Genomic DNA, 14916 nt, shown 5'->3' with positions numbered 1-14916 from the left:
AAAAAACATGTTCTACAACATAAGACATTAACCTATGTTTAACAAAACAGATTCATAGTTATAACTTTTCAAACCCATAACTATGATTTTTCCAAATCATCGGAATGAGTTTTTGCGATACAAAAAAGCGTGTGTAACGATGGTTTGATAAATCAGGCTAATGCAGAGGTGATAAACATATAAATCATCATACCTATAATATCGTTAGTAATCGTTATAAAAGGGCCGGTAGCCAGGGCTGGATCCACATTCATCCGGTTCAATGTCATCGGCACAAGTGTTCCGAATATACTGGCAAACATGACTACGGCAAATAAACTAAGTGACACAGACGCCGTAATAGCTCTGTCACCCAGCATAAAGAAGTTGTATATGAATACTACCAGACTGATAATGCTGGCGTTAATAAGCGAAACAACAGATTCTTTTAATATTTGCGAAACTATATGTCCTTCTTTCAATGTATTATTAGCTAAGCCTTGCACCACAATAGCAGAAGACTGTATTCCTACATTTCCGCCCGTACCACCAATCAACGGGATAAACAAAGCCATTTTAGGATTAGCCGCAAAACTACTCTCAAAGCCTCCCAGAATCACCGAATTTCCTAACCCGCCAATCATGCCGATAAGTAACCAAGGCAAGCGTGCAGCCGTTTGCATAAACACATTATCGGATGTCTCCACATCCTGGGAAATACCGGAAGCCAACTGGTACTCACGTTCATGTTGCTCGCGGATTTCATCCATTACGTCATCAATAGTAATACGACCAACCAAACGTCCGATACTATCTACTACAGGTAACGCAACCAAGTCGTATTTCTCAATAGTCTGCGATACATCTTCAATACTGTCACTTTCATGTACGGAGATCGGATCCTTCTTCATTACATGTTTGATCTTGGAAACAGAAGGATTGGTGATAAGCCGTTGCAAAGGCAAAACACCCTTCAGGCGTTCGTCGTCATCTATTACATATACGTAATAAATCTCGTCCATCTCTTCAGCCTGTTTACGCATTTCGTCAATACATTGGGGCATACTCCAATTTTCGTTTACAACGATCATTTCAGTACCCATCAAACCTCCGGCCGTATCTTCGTCATATTTCAACAAGTCTACGATATCACCGGCCTGCTCAACATCTTTTATATGCGACAAGATTTCTTCCTGCGTGTCTTCATCCAATTCACGCATCAAATCAACTGCATCGTCGGTTTCCATGTTATCCACGAAACGCTTCGCAATCAATTCACTCGGAAGTTCTTTCAGTAATTTATGACGGTCTTCTTCGTCAAGTTCCATCAACACGTCGGCTGCTTTGTCTCCGTCCATCAGCAGATAGAGATAAATAGCTTCCCGAAGATTCAGTTCCTGATATAATTCGGCAATATCTGCAGGATATAATTCGTGCAACAATTCGCGCGCTTTATCATCTTCTTTCCGTTCGATGATATTTTTCAGGTTCTCGATGTATTCTTTCGTTAATTCAATCATGGCAACGTGTTGTTTCTTCTATCGGGCAGGGGTTATCCGGCCAAGCACATTATTCTTTTGACAAATCAGGGTAAGCTCTACAAACTGTTCTACAGAAAGTTGTTCGGGGCGCTTATCAAAAATAGGCAATACATAATCCGGACAATCTTTGCCTAAAAGAGGTTTCATTGAATTGCGCAGCGTTTTGCGACGTTGGTTAAAAGAGGTCTTGACAACGGTTTTAAACAATTTCTCATCGCATCCTAATTCCTTCCGGTTATTACGCACCATACGCAAAACGGCGCTTTTCACCTTTGGGGGCGGATCGAAAACATATTCGCTGACTGTAAACAGATAACTTACATCATACCATGCCTGCAATAATACACTTAATATGCCATATGTCTTGCTACCCGGACCGGCAGCCAAGCGTTCGGCCACTTCTTTCTGCAACATTCCGGAACAACAAGGTACTTGTTCTTTATAATCAAGAACCTTAAAAAATATCTGGCTGGATATATTATACGGATAATTTCCAATCACACAAAACGGCCCTGAGAAGAGTTTGGAAAGGTCCAACTTCAGAAAATCATCTCCTATAATGCGCCCTCGCAAAGCAGGAAAATTCTGTTCCAAATAAGCTACCGATTCCCGGTCAAGTTCCACAACTGTAAGATCTTGCCCTGCTTCCAGCAAGAACTGGGTAAGCACTCCCATACCAGGACCTATCTCCAATATCGGTGTACCTTTATAGTCGGCTACTGTATCAGCAATACGCTGGGCAATTTGCAAATCTTTAAGGAAATGTTGTCCTAATGCCTTTTTCGGTTTAACTAATCTCATCCAGTTATTTAATAGATTGTGTTTCGTATCTAAATAATATTGTATCTTTGCAGACGCACAAAAATACAACAAATTATTAAAAGAACCCTACGTGTAATGGATTTTAAAGGCATTCTACGCACGATTCTTAAGATATGCTTACCTCTGGTTTTCGGCTGTTTGCTGCTCTGGTTTTTATATCGAAAGATGGATGTCAGTGAGATATGGAGAGTAGTAAAAGAAGGTGTCCGTTATGACATAATCTTGTTTTCCTTATTATTCGGCCTTGCTGCCAATATAATACGCGGTCTCCGATGGGGATTGCTGATCAGTTCGCTGGGCGAGCGGTTCAAGATGAGCAACGTTATCTATGCCGTATTAGGTAATTATGCTGTAAACCTCGTACTGCCCCGCGTCGGGGAAGTATGGCGTTGTGGTGTGATTACGAAATACGACAAGATTCCATTCTCCAAATTGCTGGGCACCCTGTTAATAGACCGTGTAAGCGATACAATCATGGTCGGGCTTATTACCTTGATGATATTCATCTTCAACATTAATTTCTTCACGAGTTTCTTTGCCAAGAACCCGGCACTGCTTGACGGCTTCCAATCTATGTTCAATTCTATCTGGATTTATGTGATTCTGATAGTTTTTTGCGTCGGAATTTGGTTTATATTCACTTATATGAGTAACTTTACGCTGGTACAGAAAGCGAAGACCCTGTTGTTGAATGTTTGGGAAGGGATGAAAAGCATCTGGCTGATGAAACACAAAGTTCGTTTCTTGTTGGAGACAGTGCTTATCTGGGCTGGCTATTTCTGTTATTTCTATATCACGTTTTATGCATTCGATTTTACCCGCGACCTGGGAGTTTCCGTCGGATTAATAGCATTTACGATGAGTAGTATAGGCGTTGCCGTTCCGGTACAGGGAGGCATCGGTCCGTGGCACTTCATGGTTATTGCAACATTAGTTTGTTTCGGGGTAAACGAGAGTGACGCTGCAGCTTTTGCATTAGTCGTACACACTGTACAGACGGTATGGACAGGGCTTTGTGGTTTGTTTGGCGTAATAGCATTGCCGCTAACCAACAAAGGAACACAAAAAACAGCTGTTGTTTCAGAATGAATACAATCATGTATTAAATAAGAGTTATAAACTTAAATCAGTAACTTCTATGTCAGCAGAAATCAAAAATCTATTACCAAAGCATGTATGGGGTTATTTCTATGACCTTACACAAATTCCTCGTCCAACCGGACACATGGAGGCCGTAACCCGTTATGTAGTCGAATTTGGAAAAAGCTTGGGATTAGAAACCCTGCAGGATGAAGTAGGAAATGTTTTGATCCGCAAACCGGCTACTTCCGGAAGAGAAGGACACAAGACCGTTACTTTGCAGGCACATCTCGATATGGTTCCGCAAAAAAATGCATCAGTAAAACATAACTTCATTACTGACCCTATAGATGCTTACATAGACGGAGACTGGGTAAAAGCTCATGAAACGACATTAGGAGCAGACAATGGGATAGGGGCATCATTCGCTATGGCGGCACTAGCCGATAACTCTTTACAACACGGTCCTTTGGAAGCACTCTTTACCATAGACGAAGAAGAAGGCATGGATGGAGCAGTCGGGCTGAAATCCGGTTTCCTGAAAGGCAATATTCTGTTAAACTGCGATTCGGAAGAAGAAGGAGAGTTGTTTGTAGGTTGCGCCGGTGGTGCAGACCTGAATATCTCTTTCCAATTTAAAGAAGATCAATATATACCGGAAGGCGATACAGCCGTTAAATTAAGCCTGACCGGATTAAAAGGCGGACATTCCGGTGTAGATATCCACCTGGGACGGGCAAACGCCAACAAATTAATGTTCCGGTTCCTGAAAGAAGCTGTCTGCGATTATGGAGCACGTTTATCTTCCATTGAAGGAGGCTCCTTACGCAATGCCATTCCACGTGAAGCATTTGCCACGATAACAATTCCGGGAGATAATGTAGAATCCCTTTGGGAATTGATAGCAGACTACCAGGACACTTTCCGTACCGAATACAAAGGTATAGAAGACAATATAAGTTTTGTGGCTGAAATGACAGATATGCCGTCAACTCTGATCCCGGAAGAAATTCAAGACGATTTGATCAACGCTATCGAAGGATGCCAGAACGGTGTCATCAGCATGCTGCATGATTTCCCCGGCACAGTGGAATCATCATCCAATCTGGCAATTGTGCATACAGCTAACGAATTGATCGAGATAAAGATATTAGTAAGAAGTTCTTCCGAAAGCCGTAAATATGCTGTTTGTTCCAGCCTGGAAAGCATCTTTGCCCTGGCCGGTGCAAAAGTGGAATATGGCGGAGCCTACAATGGATGGCAACCCAACATAGACTCACCTGTCCTGAATCTGATGGAGAAAGTATATCAGGATTTATACGGTAAAAAACCATCGGTAAAGGTTATGCATGCCGGTCTCGAATGCGGCATCATACAGGGAGCATATCCGGAAATGGACATGATTTCCATCGGGCCGGACTTACAACATCCCCACTCTCCTGACGAGCGCGTCAGCATTTCATCCGTACAACGGGTTTGGGAATTTATAAAGGCTACATTAGAAAGAATCTGACTCTTTCCGGAATTATCAAGGAAACATGTCTAAAAGCTAATATTGAACGCAGATGATGCAGAACACACAGAATATCGCAGATTTTTATTAATAATCAGTAAGGTCTGCGTTTATCTGTGCCTTGCCTGCACCATCTGTACCCTTTTTAGTTGCCTACCTTTCCTCATAGGTTGCTTACCCTATTCAATTTAGCAGCTTACCTAAAAAGTATCAGATCATAGTCTCAATAAAGGGATATTTAAGGGTTCACTTTGTCTCCTTCTGTCACCTCCTTCGGGGGGGAGTATTCCAAAGCGTGAAAAATATCTATAGACATTCTACACAAGTATACAATTTGCTAATATAGACAATATTACAACACATCAATACATTTTTCAAACTCCTAAAAACGGTCAATGCGGATTTCATTTTAACACTTCCGCGAACACTTTCCCTGATGCTTGAATAAGCTGTTTATTGCATACAAATGACATAGAATTCCCAGAAAGAAATTTGGCTAAAGCCAATCAAGATAGATATTCCTTTAATCCGTCAGCTGAAGCAGACGGCAATTGAGCTTAGGCTAAAGCCATAAAAGAACAGACCATATCGGCCATCCCTAAAGAAAGCTGCGCTTAGCTTAGCTTTCTTGTTAGCGGCATCAGCGGCCGGGCGTTAAACGCAGGTAAAAGACGCAGCGACGAAACCAGCGGCTGTCTGAGCGAAGCGAGTTCCGCTGGTTCAGCGAAGTCTTTTGCCGAAGTAGCCCGGACGGTGTAGCCTTGACCTTTTGGTTACTTTTGGGTCAAGCCAAAAGTGACAAAAACGTTCGCAGGAAGCACTAAAGCGTTACAGGTATGATTTTGAGACAGCGGTGAAATAATATAGAATCAATATCAGATCGTTTTGCAATTTGGGGATAAGCCCCGAAGAAGGTGACAAGGTGGGAGACATATCCAAAGTCTGTATTTGTGTAATACGGGACTCTGAAACCATTGCAAATAGACAGCATTAAAAATCATGTTAATAAACGTAAGTGCTTCTCTAAGAATATCGGTCAAATTTAAAATTTATTGTACTTTTGTGCTCTTACATTAAATATATAGCAATGGCCAGCGATGAAATGAAAGAAATTTGGAAAATCCCGGAACCCACACTCAGAAGATTGCCGTGGTATCTCGCCTTTGTAAAACTGATGAAAGGGAAAGGGGAAACATTTGTGTCGTCTACTCAAATTGCCAAAGAAATTAATGTAGACGCCAGCCAGGTTGCTAAAGATCTGTCATTTGTAAACATATCGGGAAAAACCAGAGTCGGTTACGATATAAATGCACTGGTAGACGTTTTGGAAGACTTTCTGGGCTTCACGGTGCAACACAAAGCTTTCCTTTTCGGTGTAGGAAGCCTGGGAGCAGCGTTATTACACGACTCCGGTCTGAATCAATACGGATTGGAAATAGTGGCAGGTTTCGACGTCCGCCCCGAACTGGCCGGATCACGCATTCACGGCATCCCTGTATTCCATATCGATGATTTTCCTGCCAAACAAAAGGAATACGGAGCAACAATCGGCATTATTACGGTTCCTGTTGAAAAGGCACAAGAGGTTACCGAACAAATCATTGCCGGAGGAATCAAGGCTCTCTGGAATTTTACACCTTTCCGTATCCGCGTACCGGAACATATCGTGGTACAAAATACTTCCATGTATGCACATTTAGCGGTTATGTTCAACCGGATGAATTCAATAAATCACTAAAAATGAAAATTATTGCTGTAGGAATGAATTATGCAGCCCACAATAAAGAGCTACATCATTCGTTAGAATTATCAGAACCTACGATCTTTATGAAATCAGATTCGTCTCTTTTGAAAGACGGGAAACCTTTTTTTATTCCCGATTTCTCGTCCGAGATTCATTATGAAACGGAAATTGTAATAAAGATAAACAGGCTGGGTAAGAATATTGCCGAACGGTTTGCACATCGTTACTACGATGAAGTAACAGTCGGCATCGATTTTACCGCGCGCGATTTGCAAAACAAATTACGGGCAGAAGGACTACCTTGGGAAATCAGCAAAGCATTCGACAACTCGGCCGCAGTAGGAACGTTTATCCCGTTGGATAGAGCAGGTGATATTGACCGCATTCCTTTCCATCTGGAAATAAACGGACAGAAAGTTCAGGAAGGCAATACGTCGGATATGCTTTTCTCTGTAGACAAAATTGTTGCTTACGTTAGCCGTTTCTTCACATTGAAAATAGGGGACCTGATTTATACGGGAACTCCCGTTGGTGTAGGACCGGTTAAGATTGATGACCATCTGCAAGGATATATCGGCGAACGGAAATTGCTGGACTTCTATGTACGGTAATAACTGATTTATGTTACGAACTATATACACATTACTGATAAGTCTTTGCTTCTTGTCCTCTGCATGGGCAGGCAGCGATCGCTATACATCCAGTTCCGTTTTATCACAAGGGAAATGGGTTAAGATAAAAATAAAGGAAAACGGGATGTACAAGCTCTCTTTTTCCGACTTAAAGAACATGGGCTTCTCCGATCCTTCAAAAGTTTCCGTCCACGGTTACGGAGGATGGATCATGGATGAAGACTTCCGTAAACCTTACCTGGACGACCTTCCTACTGTTCCCGTTTACAAAGGAACAGACTACCTGCTTTTTTATGGCAAGGGGGTACGTAAATGGGAATATGACTCAGGAAGCGGAACTTTTGCACACACCAACAATCCGTATTCACTATACGGATGTTACTTCCTGACAGATAATACAGAAACAAAAGAAATGACAACTGCTGCCTCCGGTGAAGGAGCAACATTAGTTGTCAATACTTTTGACGATTATGTTGTCCATGAAGAAGATCTTATATCGGTCAATAAATCCGGACGGGACTTATTTGGTGAATCTTTCAGCCTGACACGTACAAGAACCCTGTCGATGCCCTCCATTCCGGGTATCACTAATGATGACGCAAAAGTCACAATGCGCTTCATCGCCAGAGGAGCTTCAAGTGCAGGAAAGGCAACATTAAGTATTAGTAATCAAGATCTGCTAAACTTAACGATTCCTGCAGCCAATGGTTATAACTATCCGGAATATATAAAAGCCATAGCCAGAACCGGCACTGCTACATGGACAGGAGATAAAAGTGAGTCACCAAAAGTCACTGTTAGTTATAACCCAAGCGGACATACAAACGTACACCTCGATTACATCAGGCTACAAGTAAAACGTACTCTACAACCCTATGGAGCAAGTACACTTTTCCGTAGCTTGGCATCTAAGGGGAATACCACCCGTTTCGTCATCAAAAATGCAAATGCAAGTACTTTGGTATTTGATATAACAGACAGCCAAAATCCACAACGAGTGGAAACTTCATTAAACGGCACAGAACTTTCATTCACCATTCCACAAGGAGAGTTACGGGAATTTGCATTGGTACAACCGGACAAAACTTTTCCCAGCTATGAAAGAGCCAATGGCTATGTTGCTGCACAAGATTTGCACAAGTTAGGACAAACAGATATGGTGATTATAGCAGCTCCTACCCTCAAAAGCCAGGCAGAACGTCTGGCGGAAGAACACCGCCAACGCGATAACCTGACTGTAGAAGTGGTAGAACCGGAAAAGATATATAACGAATTTTCGAGCGGTACACCGGATGCCACAGCCATCCGCCGTTTCATGAAAATGTTTTACGACCGCAGCACTTCTGAAACGGATGCGCCCAAATATTTATTACTATTTGGCGATGGTGTCTACGATAACCGTTTTCTTTGTGAAGACCTGAAAGACATACCTCAGGAAAACATGTTACTCACCTATCAATCCACTAATTCCCTTGACATAAACTCTTACGTAACAGAAGATTATTTCGGTTTTCTGGAAGATCAATCGGGCAGCTATTTATCAAATGATAAATTACAGATAGGAATTGGGCGCTTCCCCGTACGCACAGTAGAAGAAGCCACCCTGATGGTCGATAAAACAATTGCCTACATGAACAATACACAATTCGGTTCATGGAAAAACAAAGTTGCTTTTATTGCAGATGACGGAAACAATGCCGATACATTTACGACAAATCATATGAATCAGGCAAATAAGGAAGCCGATTATATTGAAGGAAACCACCCGGAATTTCTTGTCAACAAAATATTCCTTGACGCTTACAAGAAAGATCATAGCGGGCAAAGCTCCTATCCCGATGTAAACAAGAAGATTCAACAGCTTCTGAAAAGCGGGTTAATGTTGATTAATTACACAGGGCACGGAGGCACAGAAGCTTTAGCCGATGAACATGTAATAACACAAAGCGACATCAATCAGTCCACCTATACCAATCTGCCTTTATGGATTACGGCTACCTGCGACTTTACCCGGTTCGATGCCCCAACCACATCTGCAGGCGAAAGTGTTTTCCTGAATAAAAAAAGCGGAGGTATAGCTTTGTTCTCCACAACAAGAGTTGTTTTATCCGGCCCGAATTTCAATATCAACATGGAATTGCTTGCCAATTTATTTGAAAAAGAAAACGGACGGCGTATAACATTGGGAGACGTGATTAAAATAACCAAACGCAATCTGGGGAATGATTCCAACAAGCTTAATTTCCTGTTGGTTGGAGACCCCGCCATGAAACTGACTTATCCGGAATACCATGCAAAAGTGACATCCGTCAATGGCGAACCGGTTGACGGTTCTCCTATTATTTTAAAAGCATTACAAAAAGTCACTGTAGAAGGAGAAATCACTACTCCCAACGGAGAAAAAGCCGAGGATTTCACAGGAATAGTAAATCCGACGGTGTTAGACAGTAAGCGTACAATTACAACACTGGATAATAACAATATAGGACAGACGTTTTCTTTTACCGACTATCCGAACACGATATTTATAGGAAATGATTCCGTACGCAACGGCAAGTTCAGCTTCACCTTCACCGTACCCAAAGATATTTCCTATTCAAACGATTATGGTAAAATGAACCTATATGCTTCCGACGAAACAAAAGGGACAGAAGCGCAAGGGTCTTTTATCAACTTCATTGTAGGAGGAACATCTGATGACACGGAAAAAGACACAGAAGGCCCGGAAATCAAAGCCCTGTATTTGAACGACTCCACTTTCACGGATGGAGGACAAGTAAACACGACTCCTTTATTTGTTGCCCAACTTTGGGATAAAAGCGGTGTTAATATCACCGGCAACAGCGTAGGGCATGACATCACACTGACAATCGACAACCAATCCGCTTTAAATTATAACCTGAACAGTTATTATGAGTCTGTTCCGGGTAAAGAGGGCGAAGGATTTGTGACATTCTCTATCCCTGCATTAAATCCGGGTATTCATACGGCAGAATTTAAAGTATGGGATATACAGAACAATTCGACGACTAAAACCTTCAGCTTCGAAGTAGTTGAAGGTTTAAAACCCAATCTGTACGAACTAATCGGTACGCCGAATCCAGCCCGCGAACAAGTGGAATTCCGCCTGTATCATAACCGGCCGGAGACCAACGTTGCCGTAAATATTATGATCTACGATATGGCAGGAAGACTGTTATGGAATCATAGTGAAACAGGTTCGAACGAACTATTCAAAGCTTATATAGTAACCTGGAACCTGACCGATAACAACGGAGCCAGGCTGCACCCCGGAATCTATTTATACCGGGCGGCAATAAGTTCTAACCATTCTAAAGAAGCTACAAAAACAAAGAAATTAGTCATTCTTGCACAATAAAGAATCGGTAAATCAGTTATATGTAGGAACGAACAATTGTCCGTTCTTTTATTAATAGTAATTTCAGTATGAGAAAAGTATCGAGAATTTATTTACTCCTTATATCCTTCTGTCTGTTTGCTGCAACCGCTGTAGTAAAGGCACAAGATAAAAACCAATTTGCACCTATCCAGACGGCCGTACCATCATTGTCTATTGCTCCGGATGCACGCGGAGGTGCTATGGGTGACAATGGCGTGTCTACAACGCCAGACGTAAACTCCCAATATTGGAATCCTGCAAAATACGCATTCAATTACAGTAAAGCCGGAGTTTCATTGTCATATACTCCGTGGTTACGTAAGTTGGTTAATGACGTAGCATTGGTGAACCTTGCCGGTTATTATAAAATCGGAGATAGCGACCTGCAAGCTATCGGTGCCTCTGTACGCTATTTCTCACTTGGAGAAATATCCGACTCGGAATATATGGGGCAAGGCGGTAGCGGAGTCACACTAAACCCGTACGAAATGGCAGTAGATGCCAGCTACAGCCGTAAGCTTTCGGAAAACTTCTCTATGGCCGTAGCTCTACGATACATACGCTCGGACTTAGGCGCCGACTCACGTTCAGACGGACAAACTGCAGGAAACGCATTTGCTGCCGACATTGCCGGTTATCTTGAGAAATATGTAATTCTTGGTAATAGCGAATGTTTATGGAGTTTCGGATTTAACGCTTCCAACATTGGTTCTAAAATATCTTTCGACGGAGGAGAAACCAGCCGTTTCCTTCCTGCCAAGTTAACTGTCGGAACAGGTCTTTTATACCCGATAGACGATTATAACCGTATAGGCGCTTATTTAGACATCAGCAAATATCTGGTTCCAAACTATCCGACAAAAGGGGATAAAAACCCGGACGAAACAGACGAAGAATTTCAAAAAAGGCTTGAAGATTACAGATCTTTGTCTTCCATATCCGGCATCTTCAAATCTTTTGGCGATAATCCAAACGGCTTCAAAGGAGAATTGCAGGAAATAATGGCTTCAATCGGTTTAGAATACAGCTACAACGAACAGTTCTTCGTACGCGGCGGTTATTATTACGAAAACAAGAATATGGGTAACAGACAGTATTTCTCAGTAGGTGCCGGTTTCCGTATGAGTGTATTCCAACTGGACGCAGCTTACCTTGTAAGTACTGTACAAAGCAACCCATTGGATCAAACCCTCCGTTTCTCTCTTTCATTCGATATGGATGGCATAAGAAATCTGTTCAGATAATAGAAAATATGAAGATCAGAGTAGGTTTCGGTTATGATGTACATGCACTAGTTCCCGATCGCGAACTATGGATAGGAGGAATTAAAATAGAGCATACACTAGGACTGCTTGGGCATAGTGATGCCGACGTATTAATCCACGCCATCTGCGATGCCCTGTTAGGGGCGGCAAACATGCGTGACATAGGATTTCATTTTCCCGACACAGCCGGCGAATACAAAAACATAGACAGCAAAATACTACTTCGTGACACGATGAAGCTGATCCGTAATGCCGGATATGAACTAGGAAACATAGATGCAACCATAGCTGCCGAACGTCCGAAACTGAATCCGCATATTCCCGAAATGAAGCAAATCCTGGCTAAGGTAATGCAAGTAGATGCAGACGACATATCCATAAAAGCTACAACAACAGAAAAATTAGGTTTTACCGGACGGCAGGAAGGTATTGCCGCTTACGCTACGGTTCTTATCCAAAAATAAAAACAATACAACTATTTTTTCATAGACTGCTTGTCTTCTTTTTCAAAAGGGCAAGCATTTTTTATCTCCAAAACCACAAGTTAATTAATCTCAACTTCGCAACAACTTTCCGCTCTCCCCTGTTTGACTTGTACTTATTTATAATCACATAATTCTAATTAACCACGCGGATAACATAGAAATATGTACCAAATACCCCGTGAGGGCGAAAAAGTGGAATATTAATACTAAAGTACAAAAATGAAGTTCTATCTGCCACAACTTCTGTGAAGAAGGAATGGCAGACAAACACCAAAGGGTATTTCAAACTAGATGGAATACTCTTTGGCGTTTTCTTTTTATAATCATCCCGATCATTTTATTAAATCATCAGGATGTTTTGGAAGAATCATCAGGATGATTTATTTTACCACGCATTTTAAGACGTTTGATCTGGAGAAAGCGAAGTAAAAGAATAACAGCCAACGTAGCCCCGATTATACAAAAGTATTCCGTATAGCCATTTTCCGGATTATTGCCGGGCCAGCCAATCACGCTCATAATTATAAGATATACCAGCAATGCTATACTGGTAATATTTACCTTTTTCATATTGTCTTATTCTACATTAACAGGTAACAAAGATACAAATTGTTTTATTTCCTATCCGGCTTTAACTATCTTATGGCAAGCACAATAACATTCCATTTCAATCTTTAGGATATATAAACCCGGACACAGCGGCAAATTAATTGACGAACAGCCTTTTCCTATCTTTTTCTGTAAAACCACCTTGCCGGCCAAATCCATAATCCGGATATTTCCCTTATCCGGGATATTCTCGAGGATTAACCGGTCACCATCCATATAACTAATTATATTCCTTTGATTGAAGTCTGCTCCTGTATGCAATGGCGTTGTTTTGTTGCCCGGCTCCAAGTTTATCGACGATAAAGGATCGGGCATAGATAGCAGTACACAATTGTCCGAACCGGACTGATTATTGATAACAAGCTCCGTATCTGCCTGTGTTTTCACAAAAAAAGCAGCAAAAGGAGGCAAAGCATAATTGCTGCCGATAGGATAAGGCTTATAATCTCCTCTTTCATACACATAAACATAACCGTCTAATAACGGATTAGATTCAATAGCCCTTAACGGCAAAAGAGACAGTAAAGGATTTCCACATAAATACCAGCCGTTATCTTCATCCTTTATGCCATCCAATGTAGCTTTTATTGGCACAGACATGCTTTTTCCAAAATCAGAAGGCAACTTTCCAATAGCCGAAGAAAACCGAAGTGTTTGGTTGGAAGCCTTGCTATCCAATGCTATCAGATAACCTTTATTTTTTTCAAAGACAGGTTGGGAACCGGAAACATTATCTACCTTTAAAACCTCCCAATTGTCATTACTTCTTCCCAAAGAAGCCCTCCTGTCACCATTATAACAACATACATAAAAATAGTTTCCCCCGTCATTAGGTGCATCGTCCTTTAGCTCAAAATCCGGCTCGATATCTGACAAATAAACATCAAAAGGAAAAGAAAGGAAATACCATTTTCCTTTTTCCTTAAAAGTTTTTTCTATTGCAACCTGCTTTCGAACAATAAGATGTCCGTCTACATCGACCTTTGCATCCTTATCCGAAGAATAAAGGATCAGATTACTTACGGCAAGAGACGCATCTTTTGCTATATAAACGCTCCCATTACCAACAGCCAAATCTTTACATTGCACATCCGAAAGGATAGAAACATCGCCGTTTACCAACGCATTGCGGTGGCGCAAAGCCGGAAGATGTGTCCATAAATCTTCATCACTCCAATCGCCTTTATCCGTAAAAAGAGAATATTGGGGAATAAGTCCAAATGCATAAACACTATCTATGCAATAGCAATTGCCGCAATTGGTACCAGGCGTAAACAAGACTATATCAGACGGATTTCCGGGAATCTGAACCGGATTCCCCAATTTATCAGGAAGAGTCGCCAAGGTCCTGTAAGGAAACGTGTATTTATCTGAGCCAGACCGGCACCATTCCCATTGATCTGTTTTTCCATTTCTTTCAGCCTTTACAAATAATTTATCACCTTTACTTAACTCTTTGGCGGCAAATGTTGCATTAATACGAATATCAGTGTATAAAGGCGATTGTCCAAACGAAGTAAACGTAACTTGGGATGCGGGAGGCATTTTTAAAGAATATTTTCCTCCTTGTCCTTTAATTCCGTATAAAGAAAAAACATCTATACGGTTAACATTTTCTGTTTTCGTATAACTCCATGTATCTGATAAATCATTCTCAAAAGATTGAAACAGAAAAGTATCTCTTACCAGTATATTCTGTGAAACATCCTGTACGAAATTGTTCCACTGACCGGGAACCGGAATCTGGGATTGAACATGCAAAGGGAAGTTTACCATTAATAAGCACAAAGAAACATACATTATAGCCCGTAAACTGTTCTTTATCATAGTTACTATAATTTTGGTT

11 protein-coding genes are annotated in these 14916 nt (G+C 41.4%); 7 read left to right on the top strand and 4 right to left on the bottom strand.

All coding sequences use genetic code 11. The annotated features are described in order from the left end of the window. Nucleotides 1-152: 152 nt before the first annotated feature. Both mgtE and rsmA read right to left on the bottom strand, forming a co-directional pair. Nucleotides 153-1499 (bottom strand): magnesium transporter, encoded by a 1347-nt coding sequence (mgtE, locus tag ACYIB7_RS01290; protein WP_099463756.1) that lies wholly within the window; start codon nucleotides 1497-1499, stop codon nucleotides 153-155. Between the two features lie 18 nt (nucleotides 1500-1517). Continuing rightward, nucleotides 1518-2321 carry a 16S rRNA (adenine(1518)-N(6)/adenine(1519)-N(6))-dimethyltransferase RsmA gene (rsmA, locus tag ACYIB7_RS01285; protein ID WP_103983983.1) on the bottom strand — a complete coding sequence of 268 codons (804 nt, stop codon included), beginning with the start codon at nucleotides 2319-2321 and terminating at the stop codon, nucleotides 1518-1520. A gap of 96 nt (nucleotides 2322-2417) precedes the next feature. On the opposite strand from rsmA, the gene ACYIB7_RS01280 reads away from it, so the two are divergent. The 7 genes from ACYIB7_RS01280 to ispF all read left to right on the top strand — a co-directional run bounded on the left by ACYIB7_RS01280 (nucleotide 2418) and on the right by ispF (nucleotide 12440). Further along, nucleotides 2418-3431 carry a lysylphosphatidylglycerol synthase transmembrane domain-containing protein gene (locus tag ACYIB7_RS01280; protein ID WP_103983984.1) on the top strand — a complete coding sequence of 338 codons (1014 nt, stop codon included), beginning with the start codon at nucleotides 2418-2420 and terminating at the stop codon, nucleotides 3429-3431. A gap of 49 nt (nucleotides 3432-3480) precedes the next feature. Then, nucleotides 3481-4935, top strand: a complete 1455-nt coding sequence (locus ACYIB7_RS01275; protein ID WP_103983985.1) for an aminoacyl-histidine dipeptidase — start codon at nucleotides 3481-3483, stop codon at nucleotides 4933-4935. 1087 nt (nucleotides 4936-6022) lie between these two features. After that, the gene (locus tag ACYIB7_RS01270; protein ID WP_103983986.1) at nucleotides 6023-6673 is read left to right on the top strand and encodes a redox-sensing transcriptional repressor Rex; all 651 of its coding nucleotides are present in this window, start codon (nucleotides 6023-6025) and stop codon (nucleotides 6671-6673) included. A 2-nt stretch (nucleotides 6674-6675) separates the two neighbouring features. Beyond that, nucleotides 6676-7290, top strand: a complete 615-nt coding sequence (locus ACYIB7_RS01265) for a fumarylacetoacetate hydrolase family protein (RefSeq protein WP_103983987.1) — start codon at nucleotides 6676-6678, stop codon at nucleotides 7288-7290. A 10-nt stretch (nucleotides 7291-7300) separates the two neighbouring features. Further along, a complete protein-coding gene (gene porU, locus ACYIB7_RS01260; RefSeq protein WP_480337864.1) occupies nucleotides 7301-10690 on the top strand; it encodes a type IX secretion system sortase PorU in 3390 nt (1129 codons plus the stop codon). 68 nt (nucleotides 10691-10758) lie between these two features. Next, complete coding sequence (gene porV / locus ACYIB7_RS01255; RefSeq protein ID WP_103983989.1) at nucleotides 10759-11955, top strand: type IX secretion system outer membrane channel protein PorV; 1197 nt, start codon at nucleotides 10759-10761, stop codon at nucleotides 11953-11955. A gap of 8 nt (nucleotides 11956-11963) precedes the next feature. Then, on the top strand, nucleotides 11964-12440 hold the full coding sequence (gene ispF, locus ACYIB7_RS01250; protein ID WP_103983990.1) for a 2-C-methyl-D-erythritol 2,4-cyclodiphosphate synthase: 477 nt from the start codon (nucleotides 11964-11966) through the stop codon (nucleotides 12438-12440). Between the two features lie 369 nt (nucleotides 12441-12809). Here the strand turns inward: ispF and ACYIB7_RS01245 are convergent, their stop codons facing one another. Then, nucleotides 12810-13031 (bottom strand): hypothetical protein, encoded by a 222-nt coding sequence (locus ACYIB7_RS01245; protein WP_099463764.1) that lies wholly within the window; start codon nucleotides 13029-13031, stop codon nucleotides 12810-12812. Between the two features lie 51 nt (nucleotides 13032-13082). Continuing rightward, the gene (locus ACYIB7_RS01240; protein ID WP_146059485.1) at nucleotides 13083-14897 is read right to left on the bottom strand and encodes a T9SS type A sorting domain-containing protein; all 1815 of its coding nucleotides are present in this window, start codon (nucleotides 14895-14897) and stop codon (nucleotides 13083-13085) included. Nucleotides 14898-14916: the final 19 nt, after the last annotated feature.

The organism is Parabacteroides sp. KHUB-03 (genome assembly GCF_056640975.1).
This window is presented reverse-complemented; position numbering and strand designations above follow the sequence as displayed.